The following is a 13,471-nucleotide window of genomic DNA, read 5'->3' as shown; positions in this document are numbered from 1 at the left end:
CCGTCGGCGGCGCTATGTGTTGCCGTGACCAGCGCCGGTGTGGGCGCTTCGCGACATATGGATCCCCGATGGACGTCACGACAAATCAGAAGACGATGCAGCCAGTGGCCGCGTGGAGTGCAGTTTTTGCACTGTCGCTCTGCGCCTCGACGCTGGTCGCAGCCGAATGGATGCCCGTCAGTCTGCTGACGCCGATCGCGGACAGTCTGCATTTGACCGAAGGCCAGGCGGGGCAAGCCATTTCCGTATCCGGCCTGTTCGCGATCCTCACCAGTCTCTTCATCTCGGCCGCGACGCGCGGTGTCGATCGTCGGTCCGTCTTGCTGTGGCTGACCGGCATCACCCTCGTCTCCGGCGTCCTCGTTGCTTTCGCGCCCAGTTATGCGGTCTTCATGGTCGGACGCGCGCTGGTCGGCATGGCCGTCGGTGGCTTCTGGTCGATGTCCGCCGCGACGATGATCCGCCTGGTGCCGGACAAGGATGTGCCGCGTGCACTTGCGCTTCTTAATGGCGGTAATGCCCTCGCGACGACGATTGCCGCGCCCCTCGGCAGCTTCCTCGGCCAGTACATCGGTTGGCGCGGCGCGTTCTTTTGCGTCGTGCCGATTGCAGCGCTGACCCTGCTTTGGCAATTCTTCACGTTGCCGCGCATGCCGAGTCAGGGGCGGGCAAGCGCGGCGGCGGCGTTCAGGGTTCTGCGCCGCCCTGAAGTTCCCTACGGCATGCTTGCAGCGGCGCTGTTCTTCCTCGGGCAGTTCTCACTCTTCACCTATCTGCGGCCGTTCTTCGAAATGGTGACGCGCGTCGAAGCCACGACCATTTCGGTTCTGCTGCTCATCATGGGCGTGGCCGGTCTTGTCGGCACGTCACTGATTGGGTTCGTCATCCGCCAGCGCCTCTATTCGTCTCTCGTCTTGATGCCGTTCGCAATGGCCGTCGTGGCGGTCGCATTGACGCGTTATGGTTCCTCACTCGGCGCAACGGCTGCACTGATGTTCCTGTGGGGCTTCGTCGGTACGGCGGCGCCCGTCGGCTGGTGGACGTGGCTGAGCAGGGCATTGCCTGACGACGCGGAAGCAGGCGGAGGCTTGATGGTCGCGGTGGTTCAGTTTGCCATCACGATCGGAGCCGCCGGCGGTGGCGTGCTGTTCGACGGTGGCGGTTATCGGGCCACCTTTCTGTTCAGCGCCGTCATACTCGCGCTCTCGTCCTCGGTCATCTTGTTTGGAATCTTTCGTCGCAGGGCAAGAACCAACTCGCAATGCGCGGCTTGTGCCTTGTGACGCGGTTTCGCGCGTAATGTTTGAAACACCGGCAGTAACGGAGGCCTGACATGCAAATTCGGCAAGCAGGCTCGCAAGCGTCGACCCGGGCTCCGGCAGAGTATTTCACCGGCACGGTCCGTATCGATCCCTTGTTTCCGGCCATCGATCCATCTCGCGTCGCCGGCAATCACGTCACCTTTGAGCCCGGCGCGCGCACCGCGTGGCACACGCATCCGTTTGGCCAGACGCTCATCGTGACCTCGGGCCTCGGCCGCGTGCAGCGTTGGGGCGGACCGATCGAGGACATCCGTCCGGGCGACGTGGTCTCGTTCGAACCCGGCGAGAAGCACTGGCATGGCGCATCAGCGAACACGGCCATGAGCCATATCGCCATTCAGGAAGCGCTCGACGGCAGCCCGGTCGCGTGGATGGAAAAGGTAACAGACGAACAGTATGGCGCGGCCGCCGCCAACGGAGACCAACCATGAAGGCAACCGTCCTCTACGGACCCGGCGATGTCCGCTACGAAAGCGTCGACGACCCCAGGATCATTCGCCCGGCCGATGCCATCATCAAGCTGTCGGCCACCTGCATCTGCGGTTCCGATCTCTGGCCCTATCGTGGACTACAGCCCAGTGAGGGCCCTGCGCATATGGGGCATGAATATTGCGGCGTGGTCGTCGAGATCGGCGGCGCGGTGCGGACGATCAAGCCCGGCCAGTTCGTCGTCGGCTCGTTCTGCCTTTCGGACAATACCTGCCCGCATTGCAAATTCGGTTTCCAGTCGTCGTGCGAGCAGCGTGAGTTCATGTCGGGCGCGCAGGCGCCTTACGCGCGCGTCGCGCTCGCTGATGGCACGCTGGTCGCGACCAGCGAGATGCCGGGACGCGATCTCATCCCGCATCTGCTTGCGACCTCCGACGTGCTCGGGACCGGCTGGTACGCCGCGGACGCCGCGAATGTGAAGCAAGGCTCCGTGGTCGCGGTGGTCGGCGACGGTGCGGTCGGCCTCATGGGTGTGCTTGCAGCGAAAGAGATGGGCGCGGAGCGCATCATCGCCATGAGCCGCCACAAGACGCGGCAGGATCTGGCCCGGGAGTTCGGCGCCACCGATATCGTCGTCGAGCGCGGCCTCGAGGGCATCGCGCGCGTCAAGGAGCTGACCCGGGGCGTCGGTGCCGACTCGGTGCTCGAATGCGTCGGCACGCAGGAAGCCATGTCACAAGCGCTCGAATGCACGCGTCCGGGCGGCACGATCGGCTATGTCGGCGTTCCCCATGGCGTGACCTTCGATGGCCAGGCGTTGTTCTTCGGGCAGCGGCGCATGCTGGGCGGTCCCGCTCCGGTGCGGCGGTTCCTGCCCGATCTCATGGATCGGGTGCTCAATGGACGGATTCAGCCGGGCAAGGTGTTCGATCTCACGCTGCCGATCGACCAGGTTGCCGAAGGCTACAAGGCGATGGACCAGCGCCGCGCGATCAAGACGATGCTGACGGTGTGACGGCGGGGCAGGGCGCTGTCTATCGGGAGCGACTCTGCAGGCTCCCGATCAGCCGCCCAACCAGCTCATCGATTTCGCCCAGCGCCGTTGGCGGATCGAGGAATTCCTCCGGACTGATTTTACGAATCCGATTGTTTCGCGATCGCATAAGCGTAGGGTCCTGTCGATCACGCTGCCAGCTCGTACGACGACGTGAAATTGAGGTCTCTGACTCTTAACTCTTGCGAGGAGGACCAAAATGTTCGCGCACATCCCGACAGTATTGCTTACGTTGCCGCTGATTTTCAACGTCGCCGACACCGTGCCGAACTTCAACATTCAACGGGGCTGCAAAGTCGACAGCGCGTCGGCTTCCGATCCCAATGCCGGTATGGCCGCAACAATCAAGCGGTGTGTGGACGACGAGCAGCGGGCGAAGGATCAGCTTCAGACCCAATGGCCGGGTTTTTTGGCGTCTGACCGCGCTATGTGTATGTCGGTGGCCGTTGGCGAGAAGGCAGACGACAATGCGATGCCGCCCAGTTACGTCGAATTGTTGACCTGTCTTCAGGATCAACAATTTGCGCGAAAGCTTCCCAAGAACTGATCGTACTGCATCGCGACTGCTCCGAACTTCGGCCGTCCGGTTTGATTTAAATCAACACGCGGAATTTCCACTGACCGCCGCACGCGTGAGTGCGAGGACAAACATGCTTGCTTCCACAGCGTGTTAGGCGCAATGTGCGGTAGCAGACAATCGTCCGGACCATTGATGTCTATCGGACGATGATTCAAATCGCTCTAGCATTCTTCGATGTTCAATTGACGTCTGGCGCGCATTGAGGCGCCGGCCATGTGATTGATCGACGGCCGCTTCCTGGCGCGCCGTCAGGACGAGCGTAGTTTTGTGTGCCTTGGCAGGATTGTGCGTATCATGAGTCTCTCCGAAGCAGGCACGTGGGCAGTTGCTGAGCGACACGCCGACATGCTGCTCGTTCCCGGCGGCATGTTCCGGATGGGATCGGACAAGCATTATCCCGAGGAGAAGCCGGCCCATCGCGTCGCGGTCGACAGCTTCCGGATCGATCGAACGCCAGTGACGAACCAGCAGTTTCGTGCATTCATTGAAGTGACGGGATACGTCACCTTTGCCGAGATCGCTCCCGATCCGAACGATTATCCGGGTGCATTGCCCCACATGCTGAAAGCGGGTTCGCTCGTTTTCAATCCACCCGATCATCCCGTCGATCTTCGCGACCGCAACTCTTCCGTGGGCAAGCTCGACAAGGCGCTCGATGTCGCTCAGGCGGAGGGCTGGACCATTGTCGACATGAAGAATGACTGGAAGCGCGTATTCGCGTTTGAAGGAAAATGAGACGCCCAATGGCCTGAAAACCGTCTGGCCGTGAAAAAGGACACAACGAAAGTCAGCCGCGTAGCGGCGGCAATCGATCGACGTGTTTGGGATGACAGGCATGACTTCGCCGAATTTGCCGCTCTGGCTTCGTTTTGTCCTGCTGGTCGGAGCAGTTGGTCTTGCGGCAGGCGCGAGCCTGTTCGCTTATCGATACTACACGCGCCCGGTGACCCTGAGCGTGGCGGTCGGCTCCATTGATGGCGAAGCGGCCAAGATGATGTCCGCCATGGCAAGCCGACTCGTCGCGACCAACGCGCCGGTCCGGCTGAAGGTTGTCGACAGCGGCACGGCGCTCGAGGCGGCCAATGCGTTTTCGGCCGGCAAGGTGGACCTTGCCGTGGTTCGCGGCGATGTCGGTGACCTGTCACAAGCGAAAGCCGTGGTGGTCGTGAGCCACATGGTCGTCCTCATCGTTGCTCCGCCGGGATCGACCATCGACAGCATCGACAAATTGAAAGGCCGGCGCATCGGGGTGATCGGCGGAGACACCAATGCCAAAATCGCCGATGTGCTGAGCAAGGAATACGGACTGGATCGACAGAAGGTGTTCAAGGATATCCCTTTGACGGATGCCCGGCGAGCCATCCAGTCCAAGGAGGTTGCGGCAGTGCTCGTCGTGATCCCTTTGGCCCAGAAATATTTGTCACTGGTGCGAGGCTTCTCCCAGCAAGGGCCAAAAGCGTTGCCGATCCTGATCGCGATCGATTCCGCCGCGGCAATCGCGGAAACCGAGCGTGCCTATGAGAGCTTCGACGTCCCAAAGGGCACCCTGCGAGGAGCGCCGCCAGTCCCGGACGATGACCTGACAACCTTGAGGACTTCACTCTATCTGGTTGCGAACAAGAAGCTTGGTTCCGATCTGGTCGCCACGCTCACCCAGACGATCATGAGCGTCCGCAGGGACCTTTTGGCCGAGGATCCGATTTTCGCGCAGATCACAGCGCCCAGCACCGACCAGGATGCCTACCTTCCGCTGCACCCCGGGGCGGCGGCCGTCTACAACGCCACCCAACAGAGTTTCATGGATGAGTACGGCAACTGGATTTACCTCACGCCGATGATCCTGGGAGGCGCTGCGACCGTCCTCGCCGCGGCCTGGAAATTCCTGGGACTTGGGAGCCCGAAAAGCGAGGGTCCGCTGGATTCCCTTTATGCGCTGGGGCGCCGTATCCGAAAGGCCGGCACCGAAGCCGAACTCTCCGACATCGAGGAAGAGATCGACGGTATCCTCAGCGCGCAACGCGCCAAAGCAGCGCGCGGAGACGAGAGTGCGGTGGACGACGCGACGCTGAATGTCGCCGCCCATAGGCTCGAGAGCTTGGTCCACGATCGACGAGCGATGCTTGCGAAGAAACCTGCAGTGGCCTGTGTAGCCTGAGCGACACAGAGGAGTCGTTATGAATTAGTTGCCGCTGCGAACTCCCGCAGCCATCGCCCTTTTATGCGCCGGCTTTCTTTCGACCACCGCGACGGTTTCGAGGGCCGATGAAAGCGGCACCAGTTTTTAGCTTCCGGGCATATTTGGCAGTCTCGCGACCGCGCCGGGGCAGCCGGGATGGGCGTTCGCGACGGTTTATTATCATACATCGGTCAGTGCTGGTGCCGATGTCGCGCGTTCCCGCGGACTTCAGATCGGCAGCCTGAATCCGAACCTGAACGTCAATTTGAATGCGACCCTGAAAGCCGATGCTGACCTCGCATTGCTCGTCCCGAGCTACACGTTCGCAACTCCGGTTTTAGGTGGTCAGTTGGCGGTACAGATGGCAGCGATCGTCGGGCGCAACGGCGCCACCGTCAACGGGACACTATCCGTTTCGCTGCCGCCCTTCGGCTTGGTGTGAACCGACAGCATCGGCGATTCCGTCACTGGCTTCGGCGACCTCTATCCGAAGATGATGCATCGGGGCTCTTCATTTTGAAGCGCGCATGAACGCGGATATTCGCACTATCGCTGGCGGCTCTGCAGGCTCCCGATCAGCCGCCCAACCAGCTCATCGATTTTGCCCAGCGCCGTTGGCGGATCGAGGAACTCGATATCGTCCACGTTCCAGTATTCGACGCGATGGGCGACACCGGCAAAGCGGCGCTCGATCATGGGGCGATGCTCGGCATCCTTCAGTGCGACCACAAGGGCTGCTTGCGCAAAGTCGTCGTCCGTGCAGAGCACCGGATCGCGCGCAGCGCCTTCAGGCACAATGCCTTTGGCTTGCAAGGCATTCACCGTGTAGGGCGACATCGGCCCCACGTTTTCAGGAAAGAGAAGATCTTCGGCGACGCCGCGCGAGAAGGCCTGCCAACCCAGCCCTTCGAGCCCGGCCTGATGGTTGAAAATCTCCTCGGCATAGCGGCTTCGATAGTAGTTGCCCGTGCAGAGAAACAGCACGCGATTGGTCTTGTTCATCAAGTCGTATGTCCATCAACGATCTGCCACATGCCATGGGGATGTCATGTGGTCCCGCAATTCGAAGAAGCTAACACGTGTTCGTGCCGAAAGACACGTGGCTTCTCAACAGCGCAGCCGCGTAATGACCTGTGGCAGTGACGCCAGCAGCAGCACGACGCAGACGCAAAACAGCACAATGTCCTTGAACAGGAACTCGCCTGCCAGATTCCAGGCCATCGGGTCGGTTGAGATGCTCCATGTCACGACGCCAGGCGTGGTGAAAAAGAACGACCAGGTGACGGCGAAAGTGACCACTCCCATCAATGATCCCAGCGCCGAGAGGATCGGGCTGAATGCACCGGCAACCAACAGGGCCGCAATCACGAATTCGGTGACACCGAGGACATAGGCTTCGCCCCTCAATCCGAAGATCGACAGCCACGAGACAAACGGGCTGTTGCTGATGAATTGCGCGATGCCCTGGGCTGACTGCAGCGTGAACTTCTGCATGCCGAACGACACGAAGATCACGACCATGACCCAGCGCAGGATCGCCAGCGGTCGATAGGACCCGGCCCCGTCCTCTGCAATGTGGAAGGTTGCTCTCGCTAGCTCGTTCATTTCACCGGCCCTCGATGATGCATTATTGGCGGTACGGCCGCATTGCCGGCTCGTTACGTGCGGAGGGCGTGTTTCCGTTCACGATTGTGTGCGGCGCGGCCGGGCTCGGATCACGAAAATAGTCGTTGGACACGTCCGCTGTACGTGTGTCGCGATCGTCTCTGGCCCCGCCCCTGGGGTTCGGTTCGGGAGCATCGCCATGATGACATCATGCCGGTGTTTTGCCCGACGCGTCAAGGAAATTTCGTAAAATCAGCAGTCGTGTGACGCCAGCGGTCAAGCCATTGATAAGGCTCACCGCGCCTACTGTGCATGGGGTTGTTTTCGCGTTTTTGGTTGAAGCGGGCCTGCCCTGCGGACAGCGGCAGACGCGCGCGATCATCCCGCCTTCGCGACGCGGCTGTCCGAGCGCAGGTTCTGGAAGAACTTTTCCACCTCGCGCGACAGCGTGTCCGCCGTCGCGCTCACGCTGCTCGCGGCCGTCAGCACCGAGGAGGCCGCCGTGTCGGTCTCGCCGATGGCGTCGCGGAGCGAGGTGATGCTGGCGACCAGCGTCTCGTTGCCCTGGGCTGCGCTCTGCGCGTTGGAGGAGATCTCGCGCGTGGCCTGGTCCTGCTGGCCGACGGCGCCGGCAATCGCGGAGGTGACCTCGTTGATCTCGCGCACCGCGCCGCCGATCTCGCGGACGGCATCGACCGCGCTGCGGGTGGAGGACTGGATCATCGCGACGTTCTCGCCGATGTCGGCGGTCGCCTTCGCGGTCTGTCCCGCCAGCGCCTTCACTTCGTGCGCGACGACGGCAAAGCCGCGGCCGGCGTCACCGGCGCGCGCAGCCTCGATGGTGGCGTTGAGCGCGAGCAAATTGGTCTGCTCGGCGATCGTCTGAATGAGGGTCAGCACGCCGTCGATGCGCTGCGTGGCAGCGGCGAGGCTCTCGATCTCGGCGATCGATTTCTCGGTGCGCTGGCCGGTCTGCTCCACCGCGCCCGCGGATTGCCGCACCTGGCGGCCGATCTCCTCGACCGATGCCGACAGCTCCTCGGCGGCACCTGCCACCGCACTGACGTTGTGCGAGGCCTGCTCGGTGGCGTTCGCCGCCGTGCCGGCGCGGCTGCTCGCATCCGCGGTGACGCGGGTGATGGTCTGCGCGGTCTCGCGCATGACGGTGGCGTTGTCGCTGAGGCCGCGCATGATCGCGCCGATCGCCTCGCGGAACGCTTCGACCGACTGCTCGATGTGGTGCGCGCGCTGCTCGCGTGCCGCAGAATCCTGCGAGACCTGCGAGGCGAGGTTGCGGTTGCGCCCCATCGCGTCCTGGAACACTTCGATGGCGCGCGCGAGCGCGCCGATCTCGTCGGCGCGGCCGGCGTGCGGCACCACGACATTCTCAGCGCCGTCGGCGACCTGCTTGATGGTCGCGGTGATCGCGGCGAGTGGCCGCGCGATCGAGCGGGCGATGATGATGATGCCGATCACGACCAGCGCCAGCGCGACGCCGGCGAGACACGTCAGCACGAATGAGAGCGTACGGTTGGTCTCGGTCTCGCGCGCGATCTGCCTGGCGCGCTCGGCATAGACCTTGGAGAGCGCCTCGAGATCCTTGTTCAGCGCCGAGCGCACGGCGCGGTTGGCGTCGTTGTCGCCCCATTCGCGGCCCGCGGCCGCATTGATCTCGACGCCGCGGCGGACCAGCTCCTTGCGGAAGTCGACGAACTGCTCGATGCGCTTCTTGAAGGTGGCGAACTGCTCGGCATCGTCAGACTTGACGATGCTCTCCCATCCCTTCACGACATTCAGGATTTGCCCGTTGAACTTGAGCAGGCCATCGCCGTATTTCTTCACGACCGCCGGTTCGGTCGACATGTAGACGCCGCGCGATTCCATCACGACCGCATAGACCAGCGAGTTGACGCGCTCGACGTTCAGCGCCGCCGCATTCGCCGTCTCGATCGCGCTGGTCAACTCGGCGCCGCGGCGGCTGTTGTAGTCCGACAGCATCGCGATCGCCGCGATGAGCAGGGCGAACAGCGCGAAGATCGCATAGAGCTTGGTGGCCAGCGAGAAACGGCCTGCCAGGCCGGCGGTATTCCCAGATCGGTCTGATGTCATGGTGCGGGGGCCCGAATGGCCAGGAGTGGCCGGACTGCGCGGTCTTCTAAAATTGATGCAAAACTATGCAGAATGAAGATGGACGCAGCGTTAACGCGGCCGTTGGCCCCCTTCGCCCCAGGTCGAAAGAAAGGTAAGATATTTCAGCGCCTTGATCCAAAGGTATAGTTTCAAGATCGCTTTGGAGTCGGTCACTGGCCGACGAACCCCGGAGGGGCCTTTGGTCTACCGCCACGCCATCGACGCCACGACCTACACCTTTCCCGACCTGCGCGACCTCCTCGCCAAGGCGACGCCGCCGCGCTCCGGCGACCGGCTGGCCGGCATTGCCGCAGAGAGCGCCGAGCAGATGATCGCCGCGCGGATGGCGCTGGCGGACGTCCCACTCGGTCAATTCCTTAACGAGGCCGTCGTCCCCTATGAGGCCGACGAGGTGACCCGGCTCGTCATCGACAGCCATGACGCCAAGGCGTTTGCCCCCGTGGCCTCGCTGACGGTCGGAGCCTTCCGCGACTGGCTGCTGTCGGACGCGGCCACGGCGGAGGTCTTGCGCAAGCTCGCGCCCGGCATCACGCCGGAGATGGCGGCCGCGGTGTCGAAGCTGATGCGCAACCAGGACCTGATCCTGGCGGCGCGGAAATGCGAGGTCATCACCGCCTTCCGCAACACCATCGGCCTGAAGGGCCGGATGAGCACGCGGCTGCAGCCCAACCATCCCTTCGACGATGCCAGGGGCATCACCGCCTCGATCCTCGACGGCCTGCTGCTAGGAGCCGGCGATGCCTGCATCGGCATCAATCCGGCAAGCGACGATCCGGCCGTCATCGCGCAATTGCTGCGGCTATTGGACGAGATCATCGCGCGGCTGAAGATTCCGACCCAAGGCTGCGTGCTGACCCATGTCACCACGACGCTGGCGCTGATCGGACAGGGAGTGCCGGTCGACCTCGCCTTCCAGTCGGTCGCCGGCACCGAGGCCGCCAATCGCAGCTTTGGCATCGACCTCGCGCTGCTGAAGGAAGCGTACGAGGCGGGGCTGTCGCAGAAGCGCGGCACGGTGGGCGAGAACGTGATGTATTTCGAGACCGGCCAGGGCTCCGCGCTGTCGGCCAACGCCCATCACGGCGTCGACCAGCAGACCTGCGAGGCGCGTGCCTATGCGGTGGCCCGTGCCTATGCGCCATTGCTGGTCAACAGCGTGGTCGGCTTCATCGGTCCGGAATATCTCTATGACGGCAAGGAGATCATCCGGGCGGGGCTGGAGGATCATTTCTGCGGCAAGCTGCTCGGCCTGCCGCTCGGCACCGACATCTGCTACACCAACCATGCCGAGGCGGACCAGGACGACATGGACAATCTGCTGACGTTGCTTGCCGCCGCCGGCGTCACCTTCATCATGGGGGTGCCCGGCGCCGACGACGTCATGCTGAACTACCAGTCCACCTCCTTCCACGATGCGCTCTATGTGCGCGACGTCTTCGGCGCGGCCCGAGCGCCGGAGTTCGACGACTGGCTGGTCCAGACCGGAATTGCGGGCGCCGACTTCCGGCTTGCCGGTGATGCAGGCCTGTTGCCCGATTTCGCCTCCCGGTTGATCGCGTGACGCGAAAGTCCCGCAAAAAACATCATCCGACGGCGTGAACCAGGGAAACCATTGGTGCGTCTCATGAATTAGTTCGGTGCCACAATATTGAGGAATTCCGGTCGCAGCGTTACGCTATGTTTCTGGAGACCTCGTCAGTACCGTTCGTAGAACGTGGTTGGGGGAAGTTCGATGCGCGCTGAAAGCAACGGAACGAGCCGGCATATTCTCTGTGTCTTCCCGCGTTACACGTCGTCTTTCGGCACCTTCGAGTATGCCTATCCCCTGACCGACGGCGTCCGCGCCTTCATGCCGCCGCAGGGCCTGCTGTTGCTCGCGGCCTATCTGCCGAAGGAGTGGCAGGTCAAATTCGTCGACGAGAATCTTCGCCGCGCGACAAAGGAAGAGTTCGAATGGGCGGAGGCGGTCTTCGTCAGCGGCATGCACATCCAGCGCCAGCAGATGAACGACATCTGCCGCCGCGCCCATGAGTTCGACCTGCCGGTTGCGCTCGGCGGTCCCTCGGTCAGCGCTTGCCCGGACTATTACCCGTCATTCGACTATCTCCATGTCGGCGAGCTCGGCGACGCCACCAATCAGCTGCTCGAAATCCTGTCGCGCGATACGTCTCGCCCCGAGCAACAGGTCGTGCTGACGACCAAAGACCGCGTGCCGATGACGGAGTTTCCGATCCCGGCCTATGAGCTCGCCGATGTGAAGCGGTATTTCCTCGGCAGCATCCAGTATTCCAGCGGCTGTCCCTATCAGTGCGAGTTCTGCGACATCCCCGGCCTCTACGGCCGCAATCCGCGCATCAAATCGCCCGAGCAGATCATCGCCGAGCTCGACCGCCTGCGCGAATGCGGCATGACCGACACGGTCTATTTCGTCGACGACAATTTCATCGGTAACCGCAAAGCGGCGCTGGATCTGCTGCCGCATCTGATCGAGTGGCAGAAGAAGACCGGCTATGTGGTGCGGCTCGCCTGCGAAGCGACGCTCAACATCGCAAAGCGCCCCGAAATCCTCGAGAAGATGCGCGAGGCCTATTTCATCACCATCTTCTGCGGCATCGAGACGCCGGACCCCGACGCGCTGAAGGCGATGCACAAGGACCACAACATGATGGTTCCGATCCTCGAGGGCGTACGCACCATCAACTCCTACGGGATGGAGGTGGTGTCGGGAATCATCATGGGGCTCGACACCGACAAGCCGAACACCTCGGAGGCGCTGCTCGCCTTCGTCGAGGAGTCGCACATTCCGCTGCTGACCATCAACCTGCTTCAGGCGCTGCCGAAGACGCCGCTGTGGGACCGGCTGGAGAAGGAAGGGCGCCTGGTCGATGACGAGGGGCGCGATTCCAATGTCAACTTCCTGTTGCCCTATGACGACGTCGTCGCATCCTGGAAGCACGCCATGAGCGTCGCCTACGAGCCCGAGAAGGTCTACGCGCGCTTCCAGTATCAATGCGACGAGGTTTATCCCCATCGCCTCAAGATGCCGGTGCCGGACGAGATGAGGACCTGGACCAATATCCGGCGCGGCCTCGTCATGCTGCGCAACATCTTCTGGAAGGTCGGCGTGCTCGGCGACTACAGGCGCGTGTTCTGGAAGTTTGCGCTGGAGCGGATCCGCCGTGGTGACATCGAAGGCCTGATCGGCTGCACCATGATCGCGCATCATCTCATCACCTTTGCGCGCGCGGCATCGAGCGGCAAGCAGAACGCGTCGAACTATTCGATCCGGCTGCGCGAAGCGTCCGTTCCCGCCGAATGAGCGACAAGCCCGTTCCGGCACGCCCGACCGTCGACCTGAGATCGTTCACGCCTGCGCGCGTCGCGCTCGGGCGCAGCGGCGCGAGCCTGCCGACAAAACCGCTGCTCGATTTCACGCTGGCGCATGCCCGCGCCCGCGATGCCGTGCACGCCGCCTTCGACGCGCCGGGTCTGGTTGCCGGGGTGAGGGCGCTCGGTCTTGACGCCACCGAGGTGACGAGCCGCGCCGCCGATCGCAGCGATTATCTGCGCCGGCCGGATCTTGGACGGCAACTCGATGCCGGTTCTGCCGCGGCGCTGGCGGACGGTGCCACTGCGCCGTGCCAGCTTGCGATCGTCATCGGTGATGGATTGTCGGCGGCGGCGGTCCATGCCCACGCAGTCGCGCTGCTGCAAAGCCTGCTGCCGCTGCTCCGCGAAGGCGACGCTGTCGCGATCGGCCATGTCGTCGTCGCCTCAGGCGCGCGGGTTGCGCTGGGCGACGAGATCGGGGCCATTCTCGGCGCCCGCATGGTTTTGATGCTGATCGGCGAACGGCCGGGCCTGTCCGCGCCCGACAGCCTCGGCGCCTATCTGACCTTCGCGCCGAAGCCCGGGCTGACCGATGCCGCGCGCAACTGCGTGTCGAATATCCACAAGGCCGGGTTGAGCTATCGTGAGGCCGCCCTCAAGCTCGTCTGGCTGGTCCGCGAGGGACTGGCGCGGGAGGTCACGGGCGTGGCGCTCAAGGACGAGAGCGCCGACCGGGCGCCGCGTCGAATTGGCTCGGCTTTGCCCGAATGACGGGCATTCCGGTAAAATCGCCGCATCTTGATCGATTTGGAGACCCTTGGCGT

Annotated in this window: 12 protein-coding genes and 1 pseudogene; 10 read left to right on the top strand and 3 right to left on the bottom strand. The window is 63.0% G+C overall.

Annotated elements, in window-relative coordinates; translation table 11 throughout:
- Positions 1-68: 68 nt before the first annotated feature.
- The 7 genes and pseudogenes from ABIC09_RS03655 to ABIC09_RS03625 all read left to right on the top strand — a co-directional run bounded on the left by ABIC09_RS03655 (position 69) and on the right by ABIC09_RS03625 (position 6,003).
- Entirely contained in the window at positions 69-1,283 is a 1,215-nt protein-coding gene (locus tag ABIC09_RS03655) for an MFS transporter (RefSeq protein WP_354108417.1), read from the top strand.
- Positions 1,284-1,333: 50 nt separating this feature from the next.
- Positions 1,334-1,753, top strand: coding sequence for a (R)-mandelonitrile lyase (locus ABIC09_RS03650; protein ID WP_354108416.1), 420 nt, complete (start codon positions 1,334-1,336; stop codon positions 1,751-1,753).
- A complete protein-coding gene (locus tag ABIC09_RS03645; protein WP_354108415.1) occupies positions 1,750-2,766 on the top strand; it encodes a zinc-dependent alcohol dehydrogenase family protein in 1,017 nt (338 codons plus the stop codon). Before ABIC09_RS03650 ends, ABIC09_RS03645 begins: the two co-directional genes overlap by 4 nt.
- A gap of 238 nt (positions 2,767-3,004) precedes the next feature.
- Positions 3,005-3,352: a hypothetical protein gene (locus tag ABIC09_RS03640; protein WP_148752104.1), complete on the top strand. Its 348-nt coding sequence runs from the start codon at positions 3,005-3,007 to the stop codon at positions 3,350-3,352.
- A gap of 378 nt (positions 3,353-3,730) precedes the next feature.
- A pseudogene (locus tag ABIC09_RS03635) lies at positions 3,731-4,003 on the top strand (SUMF1/EgtB/PvdO family nonheme iron enzyme); the annotation flags it as partial.
- Positions 4,004-4,220: 217 nt separating this feature from the next.
- On the top strand, positions 4,221-5,540 hold the full coding sequence (locus tag ABIC09_RS03630; protein ID WP_148752103.1) for a TAXI family TRAP transporter solute-binding subunit: 1,320 nt from the start codon (positions 4,221-4,223) through the stop codon (positions 5,538-5,540).
- 286 nt (positions 5,541-5,826) lie between these two features.
- Positions 5,827-6,003, top strand: a complete 177-nt coding sequence (locus tag ABIC09_RS03625; RefSeq protein ID WP_187434946.1) for a hypothetical protein — start codon at positions 5,827-5,829, stop codon at positions 6,001-6,003.
- Between the two features lie 104 nt (positions 6,004-6,107).
- On the opposite strand, the gene ABIC09_RS03620 is transcribed toward ABIC09_RS03625, so the two are convergent.
- The 3 genes from ABIC09_RS03620 to ABIC09_RS03610 form a co-directional block, all read right to left on the bottom strand.
- Positions 6,108-6,563: an arsenate-mycothiol transferase ArsC gene (locus tag ABIC09_RS03620; RefSeq protein WP_354032173.1), complete on the bottom strand. Its 456-nt coding sequence runs from the start codon at positions 6,561-6,563 to the stop codon at positions 6,108-6,110.
- Between the two features lie 105 nt (positions 6,564-6,668).
- Positions 6,669-7,166 (bottom strand): YkgB family protein, encoded by a 498-nt coding sequence (locus ABIC09_RS03615; RefSeq protein ID WP_354108414.1) that lies wholly within the window; start codon positions 7,164-7,166, stop codon positions 6,669-6,671.
- Between the two features lie 378 nt (positions 7,167-7,544).
- Positions 7,545-9,275, bottom strand: coding sequence for a methyl-accepting chemotaxis protein (locus ABIC09_RS03610; RefSeq protein WP_354108413.1), 1,731 nt, complete (start codon positions 9,273-9,275; stop codon positions 7,545-7,547).
- A gap of 220 nt (positions 9,276-9,495) precedes the next feature.
- Here ABIC09_RS03610 and ABIC09_RS03605 point away from each other — a divergent pair, with 220 nt between their 5' ends.
- The 3 genes from ABIC09_RS03605 (at position 9,496) to eutC (ending at position 13,418) form a co-directional block, all read left to right on the top strand.
- Complete coding sequence (locus ABIC09_RS03605; protein ID WP_354108412.1) at positions 9,496-10,878, top strand: ethanolamine ammonia-lyase subunit EutB; 1,383 nt, start codon at positions 9,496-9,498, stop codon at positions 10,876-10,878.
- A gap of 171 nt (positions 10,879-11,049) precedes the next feature.
- Positions 11,050-12,636: a B12-binding domain-containing radical SAM protein gene (locus ABIC09_RS03600; protein ID WP_354108411.1), complete on the top strand. Its 1,587-nt coding sequence runs from the start codon at positions 11,050-11,052 to the stop codon at positions 12,634-12,636.
- Positions 12,633-13,418, top strand: a complete 786-nt coding sequence (eutC, locus tag ABIC09_RS03595; protein ID WP_354108410.1) for an ethanolamine ammonia-lyase subunit EutC — start codon at positions 12,633-12,635, stop codon at positions 13,416-13,418. Before ABIC09_RS03600 ends, eutC begins: the two co-directional genes overlap by 4 nt.
- Positions 13,419-13,471: the final 53 nt, after the last annotated feature.

Origin of the sequence: Bradyrhizobium sp. S3.12.5 (genome assembly GCF_040548225.1) — a bacterium.
In the GTDB taxonomy this organism is placed as follows: domain Bacteria; phylum Pseudomonadota; class Alphaproteobacteria; order Rhizobiales; family Xanthobacteraceae; genus Bradyrhizobium; species Bradyrhizobium cytisi.
This window is presented reverse-complemented; position numbering and strand designations above follow the sequence as displayed.